This is a genomic window from Delftia lacustris (assembly GCF_040267515.1).
GTDB lineage: Bacteria > Pseudomonadota > Gammaproteobacteria > Burkholderiales > Burkholderiaceae_C > Comamonas > Comamonas tsuruhatensis.
Window position 1 is genome coordinate 6,820,481 of record NZ_CP141274.1, and the last position, 25,554, is coordinate 6,846,034.

Below are 25,554 nucleotides of genomic sequence, written 5' to 3' on the forward strand. Positions count from 1 at the left end.
CGGTCAGCCCTCCCCCCACTCCACCAACTGCGGCCGCACCTGCACCACCTGCCCCGCGCGCAGACCTTCGCCGTCGATGGCGCGGAAGGCCTCGGCCATCAGGCCTTCGACGTTCTGGCGCACCATGTGCACCGGAAAGCGCAGGCATTCGGCATAGGGGTCCCAGTCGTAGCTGCCAAAGCTGCATTGCGTCAGTTCCGCATCGGGCAGTGCGCGCAGGAAGCGGATGGCGCCTTGCAGCGTGATGCCCGATGAGAACAGCAGGGCGCGCGGCAGGCCGCCCAGGCGCTGGTAGAGCGCTGCCATGGCAAGGCGGGCCGCTTCGGGGTCGTAGCCGCAGCAGACGATGTGCTCGTCCGCCACCGGCGTGTGGGGCGCCAGGGCTTCGCGAAAGCCGGCCAGGCGCTGCTCGGTGGCGTACTCCTTGCGGACGCCGCCCAGAAAGCAGACGGCGTCCTGCGGCGCACCTGCCGGGGGCCTGGAGCGCGCCAGCAGCAGGCGCGTGAGTTCGGCCGCACCCCAGCGGTTGTCGCTGGTGACGGAGGGCGCCTTTTTCCCGGGCAGATCCACGTTGACATGGCGCACGCCGGCCTGGCGGCATTCGGCGCTGATGGCGTCGGGCCGGGTGGCGCCCGTGACGATGAGGTGCTCCACGCGAAAGGCGATCAGCGAGCGCACGGTCTCCACCTCCAGCGCGCCGTCGCGCAGCGTGCTGACCACCAGCGGGCACAGGCCGCGCGCGTGGGCCATGCGCTCGAAGGCCTGGGACAGCGCGCCGAAGAAGCGGTCCTCGTGCGTGGGAATCACCATGCCGATCAGCCCCGAGCGCTGGCGGCGCAGGCCGCTGGCCTGGCGGTTCACGGCAAAGCTGTGTTCCTGGGCGAGCTGCTGCACGCGGCGCGCGGTCTCCTCGCTGATGCGCCGCGACTGCCAGCTGCCGTTGAGGATGGCGCTGACCGTCGAGGCCGAGGTGCCGGCCAGTTCGGCCAGGTCGTAGATGGTGGAGGTTCGGGGGCGGTTCACGGTGCTCTGCAGGGGTTGGGACGGGAGCGCTCGGCGGCCATCGTAGCCGCTGCGGCAGCGATTCGGGCGGACCGGAGCCGGCACGCAGCAGCGGCCCGGGAAATCCCGCATCGGCAATGGAAGTCCATCTGTCTATAGTTTGCACAATCGATTGTGCAAAACAGAGGGAGGAGCGCCATGTTCCATGGATTCAGCCGGTTCTCGAGGGCACTGTTGGCCTGCACCCTGACGGTGCTGGCAGGCGCGGCCGGTGCCGAGGATGTGTCGGTGGTGGCCAAGGTCGGGGGCATTCCGTGGTTCAACGCCATGGAGACCGGCATCCGCAAGGCAGGCCGCGAGCTGGGCATCTCCAGCGGCATGGTCGGCCCCACCGAGGCCGATGCGGCCCAGCAGGTGCGCGCGGTCGAGGACCTGATCGCGCGCCGCAGCAAGGTCATCGCCGTGGTGCCCAATGACGCCAGGGCGCTGGAGCCCGTGTTCCGGCGTGCGCGCAGCGCGGGCATCAAGGTGCTCACGCACGAGTCGCCCGAGCAGAAGGGCGCCGACTGGAACATCGAGCTGAGCAGCGTCGCGGGCTTTGGCGAGCGCCACATGGACAGCCTGGGCAAGGCCATGGGTGGCGAAGGCAAGTACGTGGTCTTCGTGGGCTCGCTGACCGTGCCGCTGCACAACGCCTGGGCCGATGCGGCCATCGCCCACCAGAAAAAACAGTGGCCGAAGATGCAGCTGGTGTCCGAGCGCTTAGGCGTGGCCGAGAGCCTGGACGACTCCTATCGCAGCGCCCAGGACCTGATGCGCGCCCATCCCGACCTCAAGGGCTTCCTGGCCTTCGGCAGCCAGGGCCCCATTGGCGCGGGCCGCGCGGTGGCCGATGCGCGCAAAGCCGAGCGCATTGCCGTGGTGGGCTCGTTCTCGCCGGGCCAGGGCGCCAAGCTGGTGCGCGACGGCGTGATCCGCGAGGGCTTCATCTGGAACCCCGCGCTGGCCGGCGAGGTGATCGTGCATGTGGGCAAGATGCTGATCGACGGCCGCGAGCCCACGGACGGCATGGAGATACCGGGCCTGGGCAAGGTCCAGGTGGACCGCGAGCGCCGCAACATCCAGGGCCAGAAGCTGGAGCCGATCAACCGGCAGACCATAGACCGGCTGGTCGGCCTGGGCCTGTGAGCCGCGCGCTGCCATGGATGCCACCACAACGGCACTGGTCCGCATGCAGGCGGTCACCGTGCGCTTTGGCGACGCCACCGCGCTGCATGCGCTGGACTGGGACGTGATGCCCGGCGAGGTGCACTGCCTGATGGGCAGCAACGGCAGCGGCAAGAGCACGGCGATCAAGGTGCTCAGCGGCGTGCACGCGCCGCAGCCGGGCGCGCGCATCGACATCGGCGGACAGCCCGTGCAGCGGCTGGACCCGGCGCTGGCCAAGTCCCTGGGCATTCAGGTGATCTACCAGGACCTGTCGCTGTTTCCCAACCTGAGCGTGGCCGAGAACATCGCCTTCGACCAGGCCATGGGCCGCTGGTGGGCGCCCGTGCGCCGCAGGCGCCAGCGCGAAGCCGCCCAGGCCGTGTTGCGGCGCCTGGGCATTGCGCTGCCGCTGGATGCGCGGGTGGGCGACCTGCCCATTGCGGGCCGCCAGCTTGTGGCCATCTGCCGGGGCATGGCGGCCCGGGCCAGGCTGCTGTTCATGGACGAGCCCACGGCCTCGCTCACGCGCGCCGAGGTCGATGCGCTGCTGGCCGTGGTGCGCCGGCTCCAGGCCGATGGCATGGCCATCGTCTTCGTGAGCCACAAGCTGGACGAGGTCATGGAGATCGCCGACCGCGTCACCGTGCTGCGCGACGGGCGCAAGCTCGGCACCTGGCCCGCCGAGCAGTTGTCGGGCCGGCAACTGGCCGCGCTGATGACCGGGCAGGAAGTGGATGAGCGCCTGCATGCGCGCGACATGTCCGCCGCGCCCGCGCTGCTGGAAGTGCGCGGCCTGGGCCGCGACGGCGACTACGAGGACGTGAGCTTCGACGTGCGCGAGGGCGAGATCCTGGGCCTGACCGGGCTGCTGGGCGCGGGCCGCACCGAGCTGGCCCTGGGCCTGTTCGGCATGCGCCGGCCCGATCGCGGCAGCATCCGCCTGGGCGGCCGCACGTTGGTGCTGCGCAGCAACCGCGACGCCATGGCGGCGGGCATTGCCTATGTGCCCGAGGACCGCCAGTCCATCGGCCTGAACCTGCGCCAGTCCGTGCAGGACAACCTGGTGCTGGCCATGCTGCCGCGCCTGTCCGGCCCGCTGGGCTGGCTGCCCGCCCGCCGCCGCGCCGCCACCGCAGCCCAGTGGCGCGACCGCCTGCGCATGCGCCTGCCCGCGCTGGACGCGCCCGTGCACCAGCTGTCCGGCGGCAATGCCCAGCGCGTGGTGCTGGCCCGCTGGCTGGCGACCGCGCCGCGCCTGCTGATCCTCGACTCGCCCACCGTGGGCGTGGACATCGGCAACCGCCAGGGCATCTTCGAGATCGTGCACGGGCTCGCCGCACAGGGCATGGCGGTGATCGTCATCTCGGACGAGGTGGCCGAGGTCCATGCCCACTGCGACCGCGTGCTGCACATGCGCGGCGGGCGCATGGCCGGCGAGTTCGTGCCGGGGGTGCATTCCGAAAGCCAGATCGAGGAGGCCGTCCATGCCTGAACAGGCACACGCACACGCACACGCGCTGCTGCAACACCCCGTGGCCCGGCTCGGCCTGGCCATTGCCGCCATGGCCCTGCTGTTCGGCGCCCTGGCGCCGGGCTTCTGGACGCTGGGCAACTGGATGGACGTGGCCGAGGGCGCATCGGTCACCGCCATCATGGCCGTGGGCCTGCTGGTGGTACTGGTCGCGGGCGGCATCGACATCTCGTTTGCGGCCACGGCCACGGTGGCGCAGTACCTTGCGGCCCTCGCGGCCACACGCCTGGGCTGGGCACCGGCGGCCAGCATCGCGCTGGGCCTGGCCACGGGACTGGCGCTGGGCGCATTCAACGCCCTGCTCATCCACCGCCTGCGCGCCACCTCCATCATCATCACCATCTCCACGCTGAACCTGTACTTCGCGCTGCTGATGCATGGCACGGGCGGCCGGTCCATCTACGACCTGCCGTCGTGGTGGAGCGATTCCGTGGTGCTGGCCCGCTTCGCAAGCGCCGACGGCGCAGACCCCGTGCGCCTGACCCTGCCCATCGTCGTGGCCGGCGCAGCCGCCGTGCTGACCGCGCTGCTGCTGGGCCGCAGCGCGCTGGGGCGGCGCCTGTACGCCTTCGGCGGCAACCCCGAGGCCGCGCACCGCATGGGCATCGGGCTGGGCGCCATCCAGGGCGTGGCCTATGGCTGGCTCGGCATGATGGCGGCCATCGCAGGCCTGGTGCAGGCGCACCGCGTGGGCGAGTCGGTGCCCAACGCCCTGGTCGGCACGGAGCTGTTCGTGCTCGCGGCCGCCGTGTTGGGCGGCGCAAGCCTGTTCGGCGGCACGGGCAGCGTGGGCGGCGTGCTGATGGGCGTGCTGCTGCTGGCCGTGCTGCGCAACGGGCTGAATCTGATGGGCGTGTCGCCGTATTTCTTCCAGGTGCTGCTGGGCGCCGTGGTGCTGGCCTGCGCGGCCGCAACGGGACTGCGGCGCACGCAGCGACGCAACCAGCAGCGCAGCGCTGACGCCACTCCTGCAGCGCCCTTGGCGGGGGCCGCGCCATGAACCGCAGCACTGGCGCGCCGCTGGGCCTGATCGCGCTGCTGGCGCTGCTGTGCGCCGTGTTCACGCTGCTGCTGCCCGGCAGCTTCGCCACCCTGGGCACGCTGCAATCGGTGCTGCTGCAGATCCCCGAACTGGGCCTGCTGGCACTGGCACAGATGCTGCCGCTGATCAGTGGCGGCATCAACTTGGCCGTGGTCGCCAGCGCCAACATGGCGGGCCTGGCCATGGCCTGGGTGCTGGTGGGAGGCCTGTCGGCGCTGGGCCTGGACCTGTCGGGCCATGAGGGCCTGCTCATCGCCGCAGCACTGACCGTGGGCGCCCTCGCCAGCCTGCTGGTGGGGCTGGCCAGCGGCTGGCTGGTGGCGCGCGTCAACGCCCACCCCATCCTCGTCACGCTGGGCACCATGTCGCTGATCAACGGCCTGTGCGTCTGGCTCACGCGCGGCAAGCCCATTGCAGGCTTTCCCGATGCCTTCCAGGCCCTGGGCTCCGCCCAGTGGCTGGGCCTGCCGCTGCCGTTCTGGATCTTCGCGGCCGCGTGCCTGCTGGTGGGCCTGTACCTGGGCAGCACACGCCACGGGCTGGCCATCCGCATGGTCGGCTCCAATGCCGAGGCCACGCGCCATGCGGGCATCGACACGCGCCGCGTGCTGATCGGCGTCTACACCCTGTCCACGCTGCTGTGCTGGATCGCGGCCGTGCTGATGATGGCGCGCTTCAACTCGGCCAGTGCGGGCTACGCCCAGTCCTACCTGCTGGTCACGGTGCTTGCGGCCATCCTGGGCGGCACCGATCCCATGGGCGGCTTCGGCGGGGTGTCGGGGCTGTTCGTCGCCCTGCTCGTCCTGCAGGTACTGTCCAGCGGGGTGAACCTGCTGGGCGCCAATGCCCAGCTCACGCAGGCCCTGTGGGGCGCCACCATGATCGCCGCCGTGGCCGCGCGCCACCTGCTGGCGCGCTGGCGGGGCCGTACCCGGGCACTCGCCGAACCCTCCCCTTCACGCTCTCGCAGAGTCCACCCGGAGCCCCTATGAACCCCCTCGGCATCCACGCCCTTGTCTGGGCCGGCGACCTGTCGCCGGCCTCCACCCGCCATGTGATCGAGCAGACGCGCCAGGCCGGTTACGACCTGGTCGAGCTGTCCCTGCACGGCCCCCGGCTCATGGACCTGGCGCTCACGCGTGATCTGCTGCAGGAGCATGGCCTGGGCGTGGGCTGCTCGCGGGGCCTGACCTTCGAGGCCGATGTCTCCAGCGAAGACCCCGCCGTGGTCGCGCGTGGCCTGGCGCTGCTGCAAGAGGGCGTGGACATCACGGCGCGCCTGGGCGGGCGCTACTTTGGCGGCATCCTCTACGGCGCCATGGCGAAATACGGCCATCCCTGCACGCTGCAGGGCCGGCGCAACGCGATCGAGGCCGTACGGCGCATTGCCGACTTCGCGGGCGAGCGCGGCGTCACGCTGGGCCTGGAGGTGGTCAACCGCTACGAAAGCAATCTGCTGAACACGGCCGCGCAGGCGCTGGAGTTCATCGACGAAGTCGGCCAACCCCATGTCTGCGTGCACCTGGACACCTACCACATGAACATCGAGGAAGCCGACCTCGCCGCGCCCGTGCTGGCCTGCGGACAGCGGCTGGGCTATGTGCACATCGGCGAGAGCCACCGCGGCTACCTGGGCGCGGGCCACATCGACTTCGCGCAGTTCTTCGGCGCACTCGCGCAGATCGGCTACCAGGGCACCGTCACCTTCGAGAGCTTCTCGTCGGCCATCGTCAACGAGCAGCTGTCGAACGCGCTGGCCATCTGGCGCCCCATGTGGGAAGACGGCATGGACCTGGCCCTGCACGCACGCGGCTTCATGGCAGACGGGCTGGCCAGCGCGCAGCAGGCACGCGCATGACGGCCATCCTGCCGCCCGAAGCCCTGGCGCGTGCATTTGCGCTGGCGCGCTCCGGCCCCCGCAGCCTGCTGGGCCTGGCGGGCCCGCCCGGCGCAGGCAAAAGCACGGTCTGCGCCGCCCTGCTGCAGGCGCTGGGCCCGCTGGCGGCGGCCGTGCCCATGGACGGCTTCCACCTGGCGCAGTCCGCGCTGCAGCGCCTGGGCCGCGCGCAGCGCAAGGGCGCACCCGACACCTTCGACTCGGCCGGATACATGGCCCTGCTGCGCCGCCTGCGCGCGCCCGTGGCCGGTGAAACGGTCTACGCCCCCGAATTCCGGCGCGCCATCGAGGAGCCCATTGCAGGCGCCATCGCCATCGCGCCCGGCGTGCCCCTGGTCATCACCGAAGGCAACTACCTGCTGATGGAGGAACAGGATGCGCCAGGCACACACTGGCATGCCGTGCGCGCGCTGCTGGACGAGGTCTGGTACGTGGACATGGACGACCGCCTTCGCATCGAACGCCTGACCCGCCGCCACGAACTCCACGGCCGCAGCCCCCAGGCCGCACGCGACTGGGTGGCGCAGGTGGACGAGCCCAATGCGCGCCGCATTGCGGCAACGCGGGGGCGGGCGGATTGGGTGTTGCGCTGGGGGTGAGGCTGCAGAACACAGCCCCCGCTCAGAACGCCACCACGCCCCCATCCTTGCGCGGGTCCGATCCGCCGATGTAGTGGTCGCCGTCGCGCAGCACCAGCTGCGCGCCGCCGAAGGCGAAGACGCCATGGCCTTCCTCGATCGTGACTTCGTGGCCGCGTGCGCGCAGGGCGGCGACAACCTCGGCGTCGAAGGCGGGCTCCACAGCCACGCCCTTGCCGCCCGTCACGCGCCAGCGCGGTGCGTCGGCGGCGGCCTGGGGGTTCTGGCCGTAGCGCAGCACGCGCAGGGCCATCTGCAGGTGGCCCTGGCTCTGCATGGGGCCGCCCATCACGCCGAAGGCCATCTGGGGCGTGCCGTCGGCGATCATCGCAAAGGCCGGGATGATGGTGTGCGAAGGGCGCTTGCGCGGCGCGACCTCGTTGGCATGGCCGGCTTGCGTGGTGAAGCCGTGGCCGCGGTTTTGCAGGCTGATGCCGGTGCCCGGCACGACCACGCCCGAGCCGAAGCCCATGTAGTTGGACTGGATGAACGAGACCATCATGCCGCTGGCATCGGCCGCCGCCAGGTAGACGGTGCCGCCGGGGCGCGGTGCGCCGTAGGTGGGCGCGCTGGCGCGCTCGCGGTCAATGAGCGCCGCGCGTTCGCGCAGGTAGCCGGCGTCCAGCAGATGGGCGGATTCGACGCGCATGTGGTCGCCGTCGGCGTTGTATTCGTGCAGGTCGGCCAGGGCCAGCTTCATGGCCTCGACCTGCAGGTGCACGGACTCCACGCCGTCCAGCGGCTCGGCGCCCACGCCCAGTGCGTCCAGCATGCCCAGCGCCATCAGCGCGGCAATGCCCTGGCCGTTGGGCGGGATCTCGTGGATCACCGAATCGCCAAAGGTCTGCGACACCGTGCCGACCCAGTCGGCCTGGTGGGCGGCCAGGTCGGCCTCGGTCATGGCGCCGCCGCAGGCCTTGGCGTGCTCGGCCATCGAGCGCGCCAGTGCGCCACGGTAGAAGGATTCGCCCTTGGTGGCGGCGATCTCCTCCAGCGTGCGCGCATGGGCTTCGCTGCGGAAGACCTCGCCCGCCTTGGGGGCCTTGCCATCGGGCAGGAAGCATTCGGCAAAACCGGGCTGGTCGCCGAGCTTGGCGCCGCCCAGCGCCCACAGCGTGGCGATGGTGGGCGAGACCGCAAAGCCGTCGCGCGCATAGCGGATGGCGGGCTGGGCCAGTTGCTCGAACGGCAGCTTGCCGAAGCGGCGCGACAGCTCCACCCAGGCCGAGACGGCACCGGGCACGGTGACGGCGTTCCAGCCCTTCTCGGGGATGCCGCCCAGCGCGGCGAAGTACTCGGGCGTCCAGGCCTGGGGCGAGCGGCCCGAGGCATTGAGGCCGTGCAATTCCTTGCCGTCCCACAGGATGCAGAAGGCATCGCTGCCCAGGCCGCAGCCCGTGGGCTCGACCACGGTCAGCGCCATGGCCGTGGCAATGGCCGCATCCACCGCATTGCCGCCGGCCAGCAGCATGGACAGGCCGGCCTGCGCGGCCAGCGGCTGCGAGGTGGAGACCATGTTGCGGCCCAGCACCGAAGAGCGGTGCGAGGCGTAGGGAAGTGTCCAGTCCGTAACAGTGCTTGTCATATCAATTTCCATAGCGCCAACGCGCCACCGATAGCTTGAGGAACCGCAGGCACGGCCCAGCTCAGGGACGCCAAGCAAGGGCCTACGCCGGCCGCGCCACCCCGCAGCAAGGGCGTCGTCCCCCTCCCGCAGGAGAGGGGGAAGCGGCAAAGCCGCTCAGGGGGTGCTTCACTCAATCCAATGTGATTTTGTTGTCTTTGATGACCTGCGCCCAGCGCGCGCTGTCGGCCTGCACCATGGCGGCGAACTGCTCGGGCGTGCGCGGCGATGCGGCTTCCACGCCCTGCCTGGCCAGGCTGGCCACCACCTCGGGATTCTGGATGGCCTTGTTGAAGGCCTGATTGATCCGCGCGACAAGTTCGGGCTTCATGCCGGCCGGGCCATAGACGCCGAACCAGGTGACCGAAGAATAGCCGGGCAGGCCGGACTCGGCCACCGTGGGCAGGTCGGGCGCCAGCGCGCTGCGCTTGTCGCCGGTCACGGCCAGGGCACGCAGGCGGCCGCTGGCCACATGGGGCATGCCGGTGGGAATGGAGTCGAACAGCAGGTGCACCTGGCCTGCGGACAGGTCGGTGATGGACTGCGCCGTGCCCTTGTAGGGCACATGGGTCAGCTGCAGGCCTGCGCGCGCCGCGAAGGCCGCCGCGTTCAGGTGGACGATGGTCCCGTTGCCGCTGCTGGCGTAGTTGAGGGCGCCCGGATGGGCCTTGGCGTAGGCGACCAGTTCCTTGACGCTGCGCGCGGGCAGAGAAGGCGTGACCAGCAGGATACTGGCCGCCCCGCCGATCTCGGCAATCGGCGTGAAATCCTTGTCGGCCTTGTAGGCCAGACGGGTCATCAGGTGTGGCGAGATGGCATGCGTGCTGCTGGTGGTGAACAGCAGCGTGTAGCCGTCCGGCGAGGCCTTGGCCGCCTCGCCCGTGCCGATGGTGCCGCCCGCGCCGGGGCGGTTGTCGATGACCAGCTGCTGGCCCAGGTCCTGCGACATGCGCTGCGCCACCACGCGCGCCACGAGGTCGGTGGCGCCGCTGGCCGGAAAGGGCACGACCAGCCGCACCGGGTGCGAGGGCCAGGACGCCTGGCCCTGGGCCACGGCGGGCAGGGCCATGGCGCCAGCCAGGGCACAGGCCGCAGCCACGAGGGTGCGGCGTGGAAGTAAAACGCTGGGCAATGCCTTCATGGGCACACTCCTGGTCAGAGGGTTGGACAGCTGCAGCCGCTGCTCCCTGCAACGCCGCAACAGGCCATCGTAGAACCCTCTCCCCTTTGCCGCCATCAGCAAATTTGCAAACCTGCGTTGCCTCTGCGGCAAATTGATGACAATCGGGGCGACATGCCCGACGCCCGCCACCTTCTCCTGCAGGACACCGCGCTGCGCTACTTCCATGAAGTGGCGCAATGCGGATCGCTGACCGAGGCATCGGCGCGGCTGCATGTGGCGGCCTCGGCCATCAGCCGCCAGATCGCGGCGCTGGAGGGGCTGCTGGGCACGCCGCTGTTCGAACGCCACCCGCGCGGCATGGTGCTCAATGCGGCCGGCGAGATCCTGGCCGACCATGTGCGCCGCGCCGGCCTGGATGCCGAGCGCGCGCTGAGCGAGATCGAGGCCCTGCAGGGGCTGCGCAGCGGCCGCGTGCGCATCGCAAGCTCCGACGCCTTTGCCAACGAGTTCCTGCCGCGCCTGTGCGCGGCCTTCCAGCGCGAGCACGCCGGTATCGTCTTCGAGGTCATGGTGCTGCCCACGCCCGCCGTGCCCGAGGCCGTGCGCAGCGGCACGGCAGACATCGGCCTGTGCTTCAGCCGCGCGCCCGAAAAAGGCATTGCCGTGGCCTGCCGCGTGGCCGCGCCGCTGGTGGCCCTGGTCGCCCCCGGCCATGCGCTGGCGCAGGCGCGGCGCCTGTCGCTGGCCCAGCTGGTGCGCCATCCGCTGGCGCTCACGCCGGCCGACACGGCCGTGCGCCAGCTGCTGGACGCCGCCTGCAGCCGCCAGGGCCTGATGCTGATGCCGGTGATGGAGAGCAACCACGGCAAGACCCTGCTGAACTTTGCAGCCCAGGGCGCCGCCGTGGCCGTGGCCAGCGAGATCGCCGCGCGCCACATGGTGGCCACAGGCGCACTGGTGGCCGTGGCGCTCAGCGACCGGGGCATGGACCTGCGCGACATCGAGGTGCAGACCCTGGCCGGCCGTACGCTGCCGCATGCGGCGCAGTCCTTCCTGGAAATGCTGCAGCTGCGGTTGCCCGGTCCCTGGTAACCAGAGGACACGGCGGGCAGCGGGCAGCACCCGCCAGGCACCACCCACACAAGGCCGGCCAGAAAAGAGACCACAGTCCGACCAGGGATGCAGGGACAAAACTCGGAAAGCTCCGATTTTTACGGCCCTGCAGACCCGCGATTCATCCATCGCCCTTGCTCGATCCGCTCAGGCTGGGAGCGGATTGGGCACGAATCGGATAGGACAACTCTGATTCTGACCCAGCCGATTCTGATTCTCCAGCGCGACCGGACAGCCAGCCGCCGGCGCCATTCCTATCATCCGCAGCTCTGTCGTCGGGCTTCCCCTTGCGGGATTCCTGGACTCCCGTTCCTGAATGAATTCATGGACAACCCGGCCATCGCCGGACCTACAAAGAAGAGGCAAGGCATGTACACGAACCAGACCGGAGGGCGCAGGCGGCAATTGCAGCGGGAGGCACAGCATGGATGAGCGAACCGAGCTGACCTTCATGCTGCATGGCCTGCCGGACCGCGACGCCAAGCTGTTCCGCTCCTATGTGCTGATGGTGAATCACCGCACGCGGCACCGCTGGACGTGGCGCGAATCCCAGGCGGACATGACGGTGGTGCATGGCGAACTGGCCCAAGCGCCTGCCGCCCCGCCCGCGCTGACGCTGCGCGTGGGAGGGCCACCGAGGGGAGCCTTCCCTGCGGGTGGCCACCTGGGCATGCCCCTGCGCGCCGAGGCGCTGGAGGAATGCCTCAACACCATGGGCGCAGGCATCCTGTCGGTGCACGGCAAACCGGCCAGCGCCAAGGTACACGCCTGCGGCCTGCACACGCAGCATCAGCTGATGCTGCTGCAGCTGCGGCGCTGGCCGTCGCCGCAACTGCTGACGAGATCCCACCATATCCGCCTGGCCACCTTGCTGACAGGCCAGCCCACGACGATGCAGACCCTGTGCCAGCGCTCGGGCCTGTCGCCCGAGACCTGCGCCGGTTTTCTGAACGAGCTGGACGCCGCCGGCCTGCTGCGCTGGGCCTCGGCCCGCCCGCCCGCCGCACCGCCCCCCGGCAACCCTGCGCCGGACAGGGGTGTGCTCGAACGCATACGCCTTCGCTTGGCCCGGTTTGCAGGAGCGCGCCCATGAGCGAACTCAAGATCCTGATTTCCGGCCCTCCAGGCGCAGGCAAGACCACGGCCATCCGCTGCGTCAGCGAGATCGCCCCTGTGAGCACCGACGTGCGCAACACCGATGACACCCTGGACAAGGCGCTGACGACGGCCGGCATGGACTATGGCGAGCTGACCCTGGACAACGGCGAGAAGCTGTACCTCTACGGCACGCCCGGGCAGGAGCGCTTTGACTTCATGTGGCGCATCCTCTCGCGCGGCGCGCTGGGCGTGATCTTGCTGATCGACAACAGCCGCTCCGATCCGCTGGCCGACCTGGATATCTATGTCCAGGGCCTGTCCGATGTCTTGCGCAGCACGGCATGCGTGGTGGCGGTATGCCGCATGCAGGAGTACACAGCGCCTGATCTGGACAGCTTTGCCGTGCACCTGCAATCGCGCGGCCTGCTGTGCCCCGTGGTGCCGGCCGATGTGCGCAACCCCCAGCAGGTGGTGGCCCTGATCGAGCTGTTGCTGCTGCAGATCGAAGCCCTTGCCCAGGAGAAGTCCCATGAAGAATGACGCTGCCTTGAAGGCTGCAGCCCAGGCGGCGGTGCAGTCGCTGATGAGCAGGTTGCACGGCGTGCGTGGCTGCGTGGTCAGCACCGAGGACGGCTTCGAGGTGGCCGCCCGTGCGCAAGGCCAGGGCAGCACGGCGCGGCTGTCGGCCATGGCCAGCTCGATGGCGGCGCTGGGCATGATCGCCGGCGAGGAGAACCAGCTCGGGCATTGCGCCAACGTGGTGGTCGAGGCGGCCGAGGGCTTCATCGTCATGCTGCAGGCACAGCGCCCGGGCCTGACGCTGGTCATCAGCGTGGTGGCCTCGCGCGAGGCCGTTCTGGGCCAGGTTCTCTATGTCTCGCGCGAGGCCGTGCGGACGCTGGAACAAGCGTGATGGCAAAGGCAGGCAAGGGCTGCTCCTATGCATCCGGCAAGAAGGCACCGCGAAGGTGCAGAACATTTTCGCAACACAAGGGAGTTAGGAAAACAATGGCCAATATCAAGCAAACCATGGATGAACTGATGCGCTGCGACGGCGCCATGTGCGCTGCACTGGTGGACTACAACAGCGGCATGATCCTGGGGCAGGACGGCTCGGGCGTGGACCTGGAGCTGGCTGCCGCCGGCAACACCGAACTGGTGCGCGCCAAACTCAAAACCATGCGCTCGCTGGGCCTGGAAGACACCATCGAGGACATCCTCATCACGCTGAGCAAGCAGTACCACATCCTGCGCCCCTCCACCCACCACGAGGGCCTGTTCCTGTACCTGGTGCTCGACAAGGCCAAGGCCAATCTCGCGCTGGCGCGCCGCAAGGTGCAGGACGTGGAGAATGCGCTGGTGGTCTGAACAACAGCCCCTGACTGGCTGCGCCGCTCAGAACCGCTCGGCGCACAGCGCCTGCCACTGCAGGATCTCGATCTCGCCGCGCTGCACCCGGATGAGGCCCCGCGCCTGCAGGCCCTGCAGCAGCACGTTGGTGGTCTGGCGCGAGATCGACAGCATGCGCGCCAGCTGCTCCTGCGTGATATCCAGGCGCGGCCGGGCCGGCACGTCGTCCAGCCGCTCGCCGTAGCCACGCGCCATGGCCACCAGGCGGCGCGCCAGCCGCTGGGGTGCGGGCATCAGGGCCAGGTCCTCCAGCGCCGCAAAGGCCGCCCGCATGCGCCCCGACATCAGCACGCCCAGGTCATGCCAGTGCGCGGGGTGCTGCTGCAGCCAGTCCAGCAGCGGCTGGCGTGGCACCTGCAGCACCACGCTGGGCTCCATGGCGTGGGCATCGTGGGTGCGCGGCGAACCGTCGAACAGCGCGATCTCGCCAAACCAGGTGGCTGGTCCCATGCGCGTGAGCAGCGCCTCGCGCGCCTGCTCGCTCTGGCCGCCCACACCGGAGAAACCGACGCTGCCGCGGACCACGGCGAACAAACCGCCCTCCAGCGCATCGCCGCGCAGGAACAGGGCTTCGCCCGCCTCCAGGCGGCGCGGCTGTGCCAGCGCCAGCAGCAAATCGGCAAACTGCGGCGCCAATGCGCTGAACCAGCGGCCGGCGCGCAGCGTGGGCAGGTAGGAAGAGGCGAGGGAAGCTTGCATGGAAAGGGATGTCGGGTGGCTGACAGACACAGCCGGCGGGCCTGCGTATTTTCGCCGCTGACATCGAACACATGCCAGGAGACCTTCCCATGCAAGCCTCACACCCCCTGCCCCGCGCGCTGGCGCGCCCTTGCCGCCTGCTGGCCTGCCTGGCCGCCGCCGCCCTGCTGAGCGCCTGCGCAGGCAGCAGCCTGCCGGTCTCCGACATGGCCCGGCCACAGGCAGCCAGCGCGGCCACGCGCGCGGCCCAGCAGGCTGCGCTGGCGCAGCAGCCTCAGGACGACGCCCAGGCCATGGAGGACGCGCAACGCGGCCTGATCGCCTCGGCGGATGCGCTGGTGGTGCGCAATGCCCAGGGCCGGCCCATCTGGGGCATGCAGGCCTATGCATTCCTGCAGCAGGACCAGGCGCCCGACACCGTGCACCCCGCGCTGTGGCGCCAGGCACAGCGCAACCGCGTCAGCGGCCTGTTCCAGGTGACCGACAGGCTCTACCAGGTGCGCGGCCTGGACCTGTCGAACATGAGCATCATCGAGGGCGAGACCGGCCTGATCGTGGTCGATCCGCTGATGTACACCGAGACCGCCCAGGCCGCCATGGACCTGTACTACCAGCACCGACCGCGCAAGCCCGTGGTGGCCGTCATCTACTCGCACAGCCATGTGGACCATTTCGGCGGCGTGCGCGGCGTGGTGCGCCAGGAAGAGGTGGATGCGGGCCGCGTGCAGGTCATCGCCCCGGCGGGCTTCATGGCCGAGGCCGTGGGCGAGAACGTGATCGCCGGCCACGCCATGGGCCGGCGCGCGCTCTACCAGTTCGGCATGCTGCTGCCGCGCGATGCCAGGGGACAGGTGGACGCAGGGCTGGGCAAGGCGGGTGCGCCCGGCACCATGGGACTGATCGCGCCCACGCGCGTGATCGACGAGCCGCGCGAGACCCTGCGCATCGACGGCGTGGACATCGAGTTCGCGCTCACGCCCGGGGCCGAGGCGCCGGCCGAGATGATCATGTACTACCCCCAGCTCAAGGTGCTGAACATGGCCGAGATCGCCGTGCATACCCAGCACAACCTGCTGCCGCTGCGCGGCGCCCAGGTGCGTGACGCGCTGGGCTGGTCCCGCCACCTGAACGACGCCCTGCACGCCTATGGCGGCCAGGCACAGATCCTGATCGCCCAGCACCACTGGCCGGTCTGGGGCCAGCCCCGGCTGCAGCGCATGCTGGCCGGCCAGCGCGACACCTACAAATACCTGCACGACCAGACCGTGCGCCTCATGAACCACGGCTACGTGGGCTCGGAGATCGCCGAGATGCTGAAGATGCCCGAATCCCTGGCCCGCGACGGCGCCACACATGCCTTCTACGGCCACCTGCGCCACAACATACGCGCCATCTACCAGCACTACCTGGGCTACTACGAAGGCAACCCGGCCCAACTGGAGGCGCTGCCGCCCGTGCCCGCGGCGCGCAAGACCGTGGAGTACATGGGTGGCGCCGACGCCGTGCTGCGCCGTGCGCAGGCCGACTACGAGCGCGGCGAATACCGCTGGGTGGCGCAGATCGCCTCGCAGCTGGTCTTTGCCGACCCGGCCAACCAGGCCGCGCGCCGCCTGGCCGCCAATGCCTATGAACAGCTGGGCTACCAGATGGAATCGGCCACGGCCCGCAACGCCTTCCTGCAGGGCGCGGCGGAGCTGCGCCAGGGCGTGCCCCAACTGCCCAGGCCCGGCAGCGCCGCGCGCGACCTGGTGCGCAGCCTGCCGCTGGAGATGTTCTTCGACTACCTGGGCGTGCGGCTGGACGCGGGCAAGGCCGCAGGCCAGCGCATCGTGCTCAACTGGACCTTCACCGACACCGGCGAGCAGCGCAGCCTGAACCTGGAGAACAGCGCACTCACCCAGAGCCCGGGCCTTGCGCCCGCCGCCCACGCGAGCCTGCGCCTGACGCGCGCCACGCTGGACGCCATTGCAGGCCAGGAGACCACGATGGCCGAGGCCATCAAGAGCGGCCAGCTGCGCATCGAGGGCGACGCCTCCAAGGTAGCGGCGCTCATGTCCATGCTGGACCGCTTCGACAGCGTGTTCCCCATCGTGGAGCCACGCCCCGAGCGGGCCGCTCAGTAACCGTGCTGGGCGCGGAAGTCGCGCGCCTTGCCGAAGTGCCCGTTGCCGATGAAGGGCACGGGCGGGCGCAGCGCCGACAGAGGCGAGGGATGGTTGCTGGTCAGCACCAGATGGCCCCGGTCGCCCGGAATGAAGGCGCGCTTGGACTGCGCATGGCTGCCCCAGAGCATGAAGACCACGGGGCGCGTGCCCTGGGCGATGTGCCGGATCACCGCATCGGTCAGCAGCTCCCATCCCTTGCCCGAGTGACTGGCCGCCTGGCCTTCCTCCACCGTGAGACAGGTGTTGAGCAGCAGCACGCCGTTCCTGGCCCACTTGACCAGGCTGCCGCCCGGGTTGGGGAACGGCGGGAAGGGCACGCCCAGGTCACGCTGCATCTCCTTGAAGATGTTCTGCAGCGAGGGCGGCATGCGCACGCCCGGCGCCACCGAGAACGACAGGCCTTCGGCCTGCCCCCGGCCGTGGTAGGGGTCCTGCCCCAGGATGACCACGCGCACCTCATCGGGCGGTGTCAGCTCCAGCGCGCGCAGCGGCTGGGGCGGAAAGATCACGGCGCCGGCTTCCAGGCGCTGGTGCAGAAAGGTCAGCAGCTGCTGGCCCGTGGCACCCGCGAAGAAGTCCTCGACCAGGGGCTGCCAGTCGGGCGCAACGGGCCAGTCGGCGGGATCGGCGGATTGGAGTTGGTCGGCTTGCGCCGGGGCGATTGCGTCGTCTTGAAGGGCCATGGCGGATGGGGGCACCGCCGCCACATGCCGAGGCAGCAGCCTCCCTCAAAAAAGTACAGCTGAAATGCATGGGCGCAAGCGCCATGCCTGTTGGATCACGGCAAGCATACCTTTCCCTGCGGCGGGGAGGTACGTCCGCCTCCAACGGCGTCCTAAAGACAGACAATGGTTACACGGAAAAACATACGAAAAACCTTGAGTCAGCCCAATGCTTTACCTAGAATTTCGTGTAAATGACCGCAAACTGCACTCTACAACTGCACCACTGCAGCGCCTGGCACGACGTCGCGAGCGTGGACCTGCGCGGGCAGCAAGGAGAAGGCTGGAAGGCCAGCACCTACTCGGGCTATACCGTGGACTGGGCGGTCCAGCATGCGGGCGCCACCGATGCCCGCGCCCTTTGTGCCCGTTGGCCTGTGGGGCTGGAGCCCCTGCAGCAGGTGCATTGGCCAGTCTTTCTGATCGACATGCTGCCTCAAGGCTTTGGTCGGCGCGAGCTGCTGCAACGCCTGGGCCAATCTCCCCTGGCAGGTGCGGTTGCCGACTGGCAGTTGCTGCTGGCCGGGGCAGGTAACCCCATAGGAAACCTGCGCGTCAAGGAAGCGGCGCAATGGCTGGGCAACCATGGGGGAGGCATGCGCGGGTTCACCGACGAGGAGGTTGCGCAACGCGGCGACGAGTTCTCCGAGTACCTTGCCTCGCATGGCCTGTTTGTTGCCGGGTCCTCCGGGATACAAGGCGAGTGGCCCAAGGTGCTGCTGACACGCGCCCAGGATGGTCTGCTGTACCTGGACCACACCCTTGCGGACGAGCAGGCGGTGCAGCACTACATCGTCAAGTTCGGACGCGGCACCGACCCGCAGCTGGCCTGCATCCTCAGGCATGAGGCCACCTATATGCGTCTGGCCGCCGATCTGGGACTGCGGGTGCATGCACCGCTGGAGTTGCACCAGCGTGCGCTGTTCATACGACGGTTTGACCGGCAGGTGCACCGGGGCGCGGTCACGCGACTGGCGCAGGAAAGCATTGCCACGCTGACCGGCATGCCAGGCTTCGAAGCCGTGCCCGACCATGACACGGTCTGCCTGGAGCTGATGCGGCACTGCAGCCACCCGCAGCAGGAAGTGCTCGAATACATCAAACGCGACATTGCCAACCTGGCCCTGGGCAACAAGGACAACCACGCGCGCAACACCGCCGTGCAGCGCGGTTTCGATGGCCGCATCGCGCTCACGCCCCTGTACGACTTTGCGCCCATGTATCTCCACCCGGACGGCATTGCCCGACGCATCCGCTGGCGGGATGAACAGGGCGGCCGGCCCGATTGGGGCCGTGTGCTGGATAGCGTCTGTGCGCTGGCCGCGCAGCTCCCTCGAAAACGCCGGGGCACGCAGTCGGATCCGTTGCAGCGCGATCCACTGGTGAAAGGCCTCAAGGCCATGATTCCCTCGCTGGAGCGCATCGCCGCAGACGGTCTGGCGCTAGGGCTGGAGCCCGAGGTTCTCGGCCACCTGCGTCCCGCCCTCCTGGCACGTGCGCAGGAGCTCGCTGCGCTGCGCTGAAGACCATGGACAAGCGTTTCACCCCCATTCCCATTGCCCAGCAGCTGGAGCTGCGCAGGCAGGCCATTGACGATGTGCTGGCCCACCCCGAATGGTCTTTGCCGCAGGCCGTGCGGCATCTGAAGAAGACCATGCGGCTGACCACGGCCGAGATGGCCAAGCTTTGCGGCGTTTCCTATAGAACGCTGCAGGACATCGAGCAGGAGCGCAGCGAAGGCAGCGTGCAGACCATGAACCGCATCTTGGCCATGCTGGGGCTCAAGCTCGGGGTGGTGCGCATCGTGCGGACCCCGGATTCACCGGCCGGCCCGCACAACGACGCGTCTTAGGCAAACAGCTTGGCCAGCGCCTCCCCCGGCTCCTTGGCGCGCATGAAGGCCTCGCCCACCAGGAAGCCGTGGATACCGGCATCGCGCATGGCCTTGACGTCCTCGCGGCTGCCGATGCCCGACTCGGTGACCAGCAGGCGGTCGGCGGGCACGTTCTTTTGCAGGTCCAGCGTGGTCTGGATGCTGACCTCGAAGCTGCGCAGGTTGCGGTTGTTGATGCCCACCAGCGGGGTCTTGAGGCGCAGGGCGCGGTCCAGCTCGGCGCCGTCGTGCACCTCGACCAGCACGGCCATGTCCAGGCTGTGGGCGATCTGTTCCATCTCGGCCATCTGCGCGTCGTCCAGACAGGCGGCGATCAGCAGCACGCAGTCGGCGCCCATGGCGCGCGATTCGTAGATCTGGTAGGGATCGACCATGAAGTCCTTGCGCAGCACGGGCAGGTGGCAGCTGGCGCGCGCCTGCTTGAGATAGTCCACGCTGCCCTGGAAGAACTGCTTGTCGGTCAGCACCGAGAGGCAGGCGGCGCTGACGCCCTTGCCGTCGCCATCGGCATAGCTTTGCGCGATGTCGGCGGGGATGAAGTCCTCGCGGATCACGCCCTTGCTGGGGCTGGCCTTCTTGATCTCGGCGATCACGCCGGCCTGGCCGGCGGCGATCTTGGCGCGCAGCGCGCCCACGAAGTCGCGCGTGAGCACGCGGCTTTCGGCGTCGCGGCGCATGTCCGCGAAGGGCATGCGCTTCTGGGCGGCGGCCACTTCCTGCACTTTCACGTCGCAGATTTGCTTGAGGATGTCGGACACGTTGCTTTCCTTGGTTTCTTGTATTCGGTGGTCGATGGGGGCTGCGCGGCTCAGGCCGTCAGCCGGGCCGTGTAGGCCACGAGTTCGTTGAGCTTGGCCAGGGCCGCGCCGCTGTCCAGCGCCGCCTGGGCGCGGGCCATGCCGTCCTCGATGCTGGAGGCCACGTTGGCCGCATACAGGGCGGCACCCGCGTTCAGGCAGACGATGTCGCGCGCGGCACTCTTTTCGCCATGGAGCACGCCCAGCAGCATGGCCTTGGATTCCTCGGGATTGTCCACCTTGAAGGCGCGCGTGCCCACCATGCGCAGGCCGAAGTCCTCGGGATGGATCTCGTACTCGCGCACCACGCCGTCCTTGAGCTCGCCCACCAGGGTGCCCGCGCCCAGGCTGATCTCGTCCAGGCCGTCGCGGCCATAGACCACGATGGCGTGCTCGGCGCCCAGGCGCTGCAGCGCGCGCACCTGGATGCCGACCAGGTCCTCGTGGAACACGCCCATGAGGATGTTGGGCGCGCTGGCCGGATTGGTCAGCGGGCCCAGGATGTTGAAGATGGTGCGCACGCCCAGCTCCTTGCGCACGGGCGCCACGTTCTTCATGGCCGGGTGGTGGTTGGGCGCGAACATGAAGCCGATGCCCACGTCGGCGATGCTGCGCGCGATCTGCTCGGGGCTGAGCTGGATGTTGACGCCCAGCGCCTCCATGGCGTCGGCGCTGCCGCTCTTGCTGCTGACGCTGCGCCCGCCGTGCTTGCTGACCTTGCCGCCCGCCGCCGCGATCACGAAGATGGAGCAGGTGGAGATGTTGAAGGTGTTGGCGCCGTCGCCGCCCGTGCCCACGATGTCCACCAGATGGCGCTTGTCCTCCACATGGACCTTGTTGGAGAACTCGCGCATGACCTCGGCCGCGGCCGTGATCTCGCCGATGGTCTCCTTCTTCACGCGCAGGCCGGTGACGATGGCCGCCGTCATCACGGGCGACAGCTCGCCGCGCATGATCAGGCGCATCAGGTGCAGCATCTCGTCGTGGAAGATTTCGCGGTGCTCGATGGTGCGCTGCAGCGCTTCCTGGGGGGTGATCTGGGTCATTGCGGTGTCTCGGTTGGGTGCCGGCCTGCTCAGGCCTTCTGTTCCAGGAAATTCTTGAGCATGGCATGGCCATGCTCGGTGAGGATGCTCTCGGGGTGGAATTGCACGCCCTCGATGGCCAGGCTGGTGTGGCGCACGCCCTGGATCTCGCCGTCCTCGCTGGTGGCCGTGATCTCCAGGCATTCGGGCAGGCTGGAGCGCGCGATGGCCAGCGAGTGGTAGCGGTTGACTGTGAACTGCTCGGGCAGGTCGGCGAACACGCCCTTGCGGTCGGTGGTGATGACGCTGGTCTTGCCATGCATCTGCTGGCCCGCGCGCACGATGTCGCCGCCGAAGGCCGCGCCAATGCTCTGGTGGCCCAGGCACACGCCCAGGATGGGCAGGCGGCCCGCGAAGTGCTGGATGGCCGCCACGGAAATGCCCGCCTCGGCCGGCGAGCAGGGGCCGGGCGAGATCACCAGGCGGTCGATCTTCTCGCGCTCGACCAGGGCGATCACCTCGTCCAGCGTGGCCTCGTCATTGCGCACCACGGTGACATCGGCACCCAGCTCGCCGAAGTACTGGACGATGTTGTAGGTGAAGCTGTCGTAGTTGTCGATCATCAGCAGTCTGGTCATACCGGCTCCTGGGTCTCAAAGGGAAAAACGGGTGGCACGGGCATGCCGCAGCGAAGGCTGGCGCGGGAATGCGCGCAATGCTGCCTGGGTCTGGAAGGGGGAATCTGAGGGCATCTGGGCAATCTCCTGGGTTCTGGGAGCCGCCGTGCCGGGGAGCCATCTGCTGAGTGAGCCTTGCTGCCGTCACGGCGGCAAGGTGCGGTACGCAACCGCGACGACGTGCCGCTTCCTTATTGGAAGCGCCACCACTGTGCAACGATGATCGAAACGGGCGTACCGTTCATGGCTGTCTTGGATCGAGAGTTCAGGTGTCTGGAAGACGGGAATGCAGCAGGCTGCATGGCGAAGCATGCTAACACAGGGTCCGCGCAGCGTGGCGGGACGACCCTGCAGGCGCCTCACTTCAAGAAATCCGGCCGGTCGAACTTCTGCTTCAAAAAGCGCCCGTTGGCCAGCAGCGCCTGCGCATCGCTGGCCGCCACATGGGCCACCACCTGCTGCATCTGCCCGGCCAGCAGCGCCAGCTGCTCGGTCAGCAGCTGCCTGGCCGTCTTGCCGTCCTGCACGGGCTGGGTGACACGGAACAGCGGCGGCAGCGCCGCATAGTGCGACAGCGTGGCGGGCAGGTACTGCAGCACCGTCTCGCGCACGGTGAACAGGCCGTCGTTGAAGACCGGGCCGGCCTCGGCCAGCGAGGGCAGCACCTCGTGCACCGAGCCGCGCACGCTGTCCAGGTGCTTTTGCATCTCGGGCGTGAGCATCGGGCGGGCCTTTTGCACCAGCTCGTCGATGCGTTCGCGGATGTCCTCGGCGCTCCAGTGCTGCTGCAGCGCCCGCTCGAAGCTGGCGCCCGCGGGCTGCAGGGCCCAGCCCAGCAGCAGGCCCGCGACGTACAGGCCCAGCGTGATCCAGCCCCAGCCGGCGCCGATCACGCCGGCAAACAGCAGCACCGGCCCCAGCAGGGCCAGCGCCAGGCCGGCGAGGTTGCCGTTGCCGTAGAAGAAAAGCTGCAGGCGGCGCATCAGGCGGGTCCGATCGCTGGCGGCGCCGTCACTGGTAGCCCCGGATTTCCTTGAACACCAGCGGCAGCCCGCTCTTGCCGGTGTTGCGCGCATCGAAGGCGCGCCCGCCCGTCAGCGCGGCCAGGGCCTGCATTTCGCCGGACTGCGCCTCGCCAAAGATGATGGGAAAAACGCGCACCAGCGGCGCGCCGCCGTCGCGCGCCATGCGCTGCTCGCGCTCGAATGCGGCCCAGTCGCGGCCGGCCGTGTTGGCGCCATCGGTCAGCAGCACGATGCTGACGAAGCGCTCGGGATCGGCCCGCAGTTCCTGGCGGGCCTGCTGCTGGGCCAGCGTGAGCGCGTCGTAGATGGCCGTGCCGCCGTCGGCCACCAGGCTGTCGGCATAGGCCAGCACCTGGGCGCTTGCGGCCTGCAGGTCGCCCGCCGCGAACTGCACGCGCGCGGGCTGGCCGACCAGACCCGAGAACGGAATCAGCAGCACGCGCTCGCGCGCCTGGAAGGCGGCATAGCGCTGGCTGGCGGCCGAGGCCTCGGCGCCGGACAGCAGCTTCAGCGCCTCCTTCATCTGCGCCAGCCGCGCACCCTTCATGGAGCCGCTCACGTCCAGCACGAAGATGCTGGTGGCCGGGCGGCGCAGATCGCTCTGGTAGGCCGAGAGCACGGCATCGATCACCTCCAGCCGGTTCGGAAAGCTCAACTCCACCACGGGCGCCGTGGGCAGGGCCGGGCTGGCCTGCGCCTCGGGGCTGGCGGGGCGCAGCTGGGCCTGGCGCAGCGGCTGGCCCTGGAAGGCGGGGGCCTTGAACTGGGCGACCAGCTTGTCATAGTCGGCGCGGCGACCGGCGTTGAGCAGCATCAGCGGATAGTCGGCCGAGATCACGCCGTCGCGCGGGTAGACCAGGGTCAGGCGGTCGGCGGCGGGCAGCTTCTCGTTCAGGCGCAGGATCACAGCCTCGTAGTTGACCAGCGCATCGACGGCGCCGGGCTCACGCTCGAAGGCCTCGGCCAGCCAGCCGGAGCTGCCTGCCGTGAGCTTCTGGCCCGACAGAAAATCCTTGAGCACCTTGGCGTTGACCTCCCTGGCGTCCAGGTCCTCAGTCTTGCCGGCCACGGCCGAGGCCACGGCGAACAGCGCGCTCATGCCGGTGTTGGAACTGGCCGGATTGGTCATGCCGTAGCGCAGCCGGCCCTGGACGGCAGCGCGTGCGATGTCGGCCCAGGTGGGCGGGGCCTTTTCCCAGCCCAGCTTGTGCAGCACGGGGACCTTCACGCCCAGGGCCACGCGCGAGTAGAAAAGCTTTTCACGCGCCAGCGGCTTGTTCGCCAGCGCCAGCGCGGGATAGGCGCCATTGGGCGGCAGGATGGCGTCGTACTGCTCGCCCGCATTGATGCGCTCGACCATCTCCAGCGTGCCTGCATAGCTGAGCTTGAGCGGTACGCCCGCCGCCGTGGCGGCCTGCTCCAGCGCGGGCGCCACGTCCTTGAGTTCGGAGCCGGCCAGCACGGTGAACGCACCCTGGGGACCGGCGGGCGCATCGGCCTTTGCGGCGGCCTGCGGCGCGGGTTCGGGCGACTTGCCGCAGCCGGCCAGGACCAGCGCAAGGCCCAGCAGCCACCAGGCCGCCAGGCGCCGGAACATGCTCACAGCACCACCTCGCCGGCGGGCGCCTGCAGCGCCTCGCGCACGTCCTCGCGGCGGCTCTTTTCCAGATAGGCGCGGGACTTGTCCACCTCCTGCGACAGCGTGTCCACCGTGGTCTGCATGGAGGCCAGGGCCTTGACCTTGAAGTCGGCCATGGCGTCCATGGTCTGGTAGATGTTGCCGAAGGCCTGCTGCAGCCTGGCGATGTCGATGGTGCTGCCGGCCGCCTGCTCGTGGATCTTCCCGCTTTGCTCGCGCAGCAGCTCGCTGGTGCCGGCGATCAGGTTGCCCGTGGTGGTGTTCAGCGCCGTGATCTGGTCCAGCACCAGCTTCTGGTTGGCCAGCGCCTGCGCCACGATGACGGCCGTGCGCAGGGCAGAGACCGTGGTGGTGGTCGCGCGGTCCACGCCCTTGGCCAGTTCGAGGTTGTTCTTGCGCACCAGGTCCAGCGCCAGGTAGCCCTGCACGTTCACCGCCATCTGGGTGAGCAGGTCGGTGACCTTCTGGCGTGCGTAGAACAGCATGTCCTCGCGCACCACGCGCGCCTTTTCAGGGTCGCTGGCGTCCAGCTGCGCCGCCTTGGCCTCCAGCGCCGCGTCCAGCTTCTTGCCGATGTGGATGTATTTCTCCAGCCGCTCCATCAGGCCCCACAGGTTGGCCTTTTCCTGCTCGATGGCGGCGTTGTCGCGCAGCAGCTCGTCCTTGCCGCGCTTGAGGCTGTCGATGATGGCGTTCAGGTGGCTCTGGCTGGACTGGAACTTGTCGAAGTAGTCCACCAGCCTGTTGCCCATGGGGATCAGGCCCAGCAGCTTGCGCGGCTTGAACAGGTCATCCTGGCGCGAGGGGTCCAGCGCCTCCACCTGGCGACGCAGGTCGATCAGGCCCTGGCCGATCTGGCTGCCCTGGTCGAACAGGCCGTTGTTCAGCGTCTTGACGGGGCGCTCCAGCATGCGGCTGGAGACGGCCGCAGCGGCCTGCACCTCCTTGTTGCCCATGCCGTGGATGCGCTCGACCGCGCCCTTGAAGGCGGGCGACTGGCTGTCGTTGGCGGTGATGTCGTCGATGAACTGCGCCACCTGCGCGTCCAGCTGCTGCACTTCCTCGGCCTTCAGGCGGACCTTGCCGCTGGCCGACTCGATGGGCACGGGCAGGGCGGGCGCGGGCGGCTCCAGCACGAAATCCTGCTCCTGTGCAGGCACGGCCACGGCGGCGCTGGCCGTGGTGGTCTGGGGGGTGTTGCTCATCGGTTGCTCCTGGAACGTT

Annotated in this window: 25 protein-coding genes; 14 read left to right on the forward strand and 11 right to left on the reverse strand. The window is 69.2% G+C overall.

Annotated features, from left to right (window positions below):
* Nucleotides 1–3 precede the first annotated feature (3 nt).
* Nucleotides 4–1,023, reverse strand: a complete 1,020-nt coding sequence (locus tag U6958_RS32645; RefSeq protein WP_244160556.1) for a LacI family DNA-binding transcriptional regulator — start codon at nucleotides 1,021–1,023, stop codon at nucleotides 4–6.
* 177 nt (nucleotides 1,024–1,200) lie between these two features.
* On the opposite strand from U6958_RS32645, the gene U6958_RS32650 reads away from it, so the two are divergent.
* Genes U6958_RS32650 through U6958_RS32675 form a run of 6 tightly spaced genes read left to right on the forward strand, consistent with a single transcriptional unit; the run spans nucleotide 1,201 to nucleotide 7,280 of the window.
* Complete coding sequence (locus tag U6958_RS32650) at nucleotides 1,201–2,190, forward strand: substrate-binding domain-containing protein (protein ID WP_074923590.1); 990 nt, start codon at nucleotides 1,201–1,203, stop codon at nucleotides 2,188–2,190.
* Between the two features lie 13 nt (nucleotides 2,191–2,203).
* Nucleotides 2,204–3,703 (forward strand): sugar ABC transporter ATP-binding protein, encoded by a 1,500-nt coding sequence (locus U6958_RS32655; RefSeq protein ID WP_074923589.1) that lies wholly within the window; start codon nucleotides 2,204–2,206, stop codon nucleotides 3,701–3,703.
* Nucleotides 3,696–4,742: an ABC transporter permease gene (locus U6958_RS32660; RefSeq protein ID WP_074923588.1), complete on the forward strand. Its 1,047-nt coding sequence runs from the start codon at nucleotides 3,696–3,698 to the stop codon at nucleotides 4,740–4,742. The genes U6958_RS32655 and U6958_RS32660 overlap by 8 nt, the downstream gene beginning before the upstream one ends.
* Complete coding sequence (locus U6958_RS32665) at nucleotides 4,739–5,776, forward strand: ABC transporter permease (protein WP_074923587.1); 1,038 nt, start codon at nucleotides 4,739–4,741, stop codon at nucleotides 5,774–5,776. The genes U6958_RS32660 and U6958_RS32665 overlap by 4 nt, the downstream gene beginning before the upstream one ends.
* On the forward strand, nucleotides 5,773–6,642 hold the full coding sequence (locus U6958_RS32670; RefSeq protein ID WP_074923586.1) for a sugar phosphate isomerase/epimerase: 870 nt from the start codon (nucleotides 5,773–5,775) through the stop codon (nucleotides 6,640–6,642). Before U6958_RS32665 ends, U6958_RS32670 begins: the two co-directional genes overlap by 4 nt.
* Entirely contained in the window at nucleotides 6,639–7,280 is a 642-nt protein-coding gene (locus U6958_RS32675) for a nucleoside/nucleotide kinase family protein (RefSeq protein ID WP_074923585.1), read from the forward strand. The genes U6958_RS32670 and U6958_RS32675 overlap by 4 nt, the downstream gene beginning before the upstream one ends.
* Nucleotides 7,281–7,302: 22 nt before the next feature.
* On the opposite strand, the gene U6958_RS32680 is transcribed toward U6958_RS32675, so the two are convergent.
* The gene (locus tag U6958_RS32680) at nucleotides 7,303–8,904 is read right to left on the reverse strand and encodes a gamma-glutamyltransferase family protein (protein WP_074923584.1); all 1,602 of its coding nucleotides are present in this window, start codon (nucleotides 8,902–8,904) and stop codon (nucleotides 7,303–7,305) included.
* Nucleotides 8,905–9,076: 172 nt separating this feature from the next.
* The gene (locus tag U6958_RS32685) at nucleotides 9,077–10,084 is read right to left on the reverse strand and encodes a tripartite tricarboxylate transporter substrate binding protein (RefSeq protein WP_074923583.1); all 1,008 of its coding nucleotides are present in this window, start codon (nucleotides 10,082–10,084) and stop codon (nucleotides 9,077–9,079) included.
* A gap of 153 nt (nucleotides 10,085–10,237) precedes the next feature.
* Here U6958_RS32685 and U6958_RS32690 point away from each other — a divergent pair, with 153 nt between their 5' ends.
* From U6958_RS32690 to U6958_RS32710, 5 genes are all read left to right on the forward strand, one after another.
* Nucleotides 10,238–11,158 (forward strand): LysR family transcriptional regulator, encoded by a 921-nt coding sequence (locus tag U6958_RS32690; RefSeq protein WP_074923582.1) that lies wholly within the window; start codon nucleotides 10,238–10,240, stop codon nucleotides 11,156–11,158.
* Between the two features lie 445 nt (nucleotides 11,159–11,603).
* The gene (locus U6958_RS32695) at nucleotides 11,604–12,272 is read left to right on the forward strand and encodes a hypothetical protein (RefSeq protein WP_074923581.1); all 669 of its coding nucleotides are present in this window, start codon (nucleotides 11,604–11,606) and stop codon (nucleotides 12,270–12,272) included.
* Nucleotides 12,269–12,817, forward strand: coding sequence for an ATP/GTP-binding protein (locus U6958_RS32700; protein ID WP_043820163.1), 549 nt, complete (start codon nucleotides 12,269–12,271; stop codon nucleotides 12,815–12,817). Before U6958_RS32695 ends, U6958_RS32700 begins: the two co-directional genes overlap by 4 nt.
* Nucleotides 12,807–13,190, forward strand: coding sequence for a roadblock/LC7 domain-containing protein (locus U6958_RS32705; RefSeq protein WP_016449547.1), 384 nt, complete (start codon nucleotides 12,807–12,809; stop codon nucleotides 13,188–13,190). The genes U6958_RS32700 and U6958_RS32705 overlap by 11 nt, the downstream gene beginning before the upstream one ends.
* Nucleotides 13,191–13,285: 95 nt before the next feature.
* Entirely contained in the window at nucleotides 13,286–13,645 is a 360-nt protein-coding gene (locus tag U6958_RS32710; protein WP_047328008.1) for a hypothetical protein, read from the forward strand.
* 27 nt (nucleotides 13,646–13,672) lie between these two features.
* Here the strand turns inward: U6958_RS32710 and U6958_RS32715 are convergent, their stop codons facing one another.
* A complete protein-coding gene (locus tag U6958_RS32715; protein WP_016449545.1) occupies nucleotides 13,673–14,386 on the reverse strand; it encodes a Crp/Fnr family transcriptional regulator in 714 nt (237 codons plus the stop codon).
* An 89-nt stretch (nucleotides 14,387–14,475) separates the two neighbouring features.
* Here U6958_RS32715 and U6958_RS32720 point away from each other — a divergent pair, with 89 nt between their 5' ends.
* Entirely contained in the window at nucleotides 14,476–16,509 is a 2,034-nt protein-coding gene (locus tag U6958_RS32720) for an alkyl/aryl-sulfatase (RefSeq protein WP_074923580.1), read from the forward strand.
* Here U6958_RS32720 and U6958_RS32725 read toward each other — a convergent pair.
* Nucleotides 16,503–17,234, reverse strand: coding sequence for a uracil-DNA glycosylase (locus U6958_RS32725; protein WP_016453987.1), 732 nt, complete (start codon nucleotides 17,232–17,234; stop codon nucleotides 16,503–16,505). The genes U6958_RS32720 and U6958_RS32725 overlap by 7 nt on opposite strands.
* Nucleotides 17,235–17,467: 233 nt before the next feature.
* Here U6958_RS32725 and U6958_RS32730 point away from each other — a divergent pair, with 233 nt between their 5' ends.
* Both U6958_RS32730 and U6958_RS32735 read left to right on the forward strand, forming a co-directional pair.
* A complete protein-coding gene (locus tag U6958_RS32730; RefSeq protein WP_016453986.1) occupies nucleotides 17,468–18,796 on the forward strand; it encodes a type II toxin-antitoxin system HipA family toxin in 1,329 nt (442 codons plus the stop codon).
* Nucleotides 18,797–18,801: 5 nt separating this feature from the next.
* Complete coding sequence (locus tag U6958_RS32735) at nucleotides 18,802–19,125, forward strand: helix-turn-helix transcriptional regulator (RefSeq protein ID WP_016449541.1); 324 nt, start codon at nucleotides 18,802–18,804, stop codon at nucleotides 19,123–19,125.
* On the opposite strand, the gene trpC is transcribed toward U6958_RS32735, so the two are convergent.
* From trpC to U6958_RS32765, 6 genes are all read right to left on the reverse strand, one after another.
* Nucleotides 19,122–19,925: an indole-3-glycerol phosphate synthase TrpC gene (trpC, locus tag U6958_RS32740; RefSeq protein ID WP_016449540.1), complete on the reverse strand. Its 804-nt coding sequence runs from the start codon at nucleotides 19,923–19,925 to the stop codon at nucleotides 19,122–19,124. The two genes, U6958_RS32735 and trpC, sit on opposite strands and share 4 nt — an antisense overlap.
* 50 nt (nucleotides 19,926–19,975) lie before the next feature.
* On the reverse strand, nucleotides 19,976–21,010 hold the full coding sequence (gene trpD, locus U6958_RS32745) for an anthranilate phosphoribosyltransferase (RefSeq protein WP_013804671.1): 1,035 nt from the start codon (nucleotides 21,008–21,010) through the stop codon (nucleotides 19,976–19,978).
* A 29-nt stretch (nucleotides 21,011–21,039) separates the two neighbouring features.
* Complete coding sequence (locus U6958_RS32750) at nucleotides 21,040–21,627, reverse strand: aminodeoxychorismate/anthranilate synthase component II (protein WP_012202700.1); 588 nt, start codon at nucleotides 21,625–21,627, stop codon at nucleotides 21,040–21,042.
* Nucleotides 21,628–22,025: 398 nt separating this feature from the next.
* Nucleotides 22,026–22,649 carry a hypothetical protein gene (locus tag U6958_RS32755; protein ID WP_074923579.1) on the reverse strand — a complete coding sequence of 208 codons (624 nt, stop codon included), beginning with the start codon at nucleotides 22,647–22,649 and terminating at the stop codon, nucleotides 22,026–22,028.
* Between the two features lie 28 nt (nucleotides 22,650–22,677).
* Entirely contained in the window at nucleotides 22,678–24,288 is a 1,611-nt protein-coding gene (locus U6958_RS32760) for a VWA domain-containing protein (RefSeq protein WP_074923578.1), read from the reverse strand.
* A 2-nt stretch (nucleotides 24,289–24,290) separates the two neighbouring features.
* Nucleotides 24,291–25,535, reverse strand: coding sequence for a toxic anion resistance protein (locus tag U6958_RS32765; RefSeq protein ID WP_074923577.1), 1,245 nt, complete (start codon nucleotides 25,533–25,535; stop codon nucleotides 24,291–24,293).
* Nucleotides 25,536–25,554 lie beyond the last annotated feature (19 nt).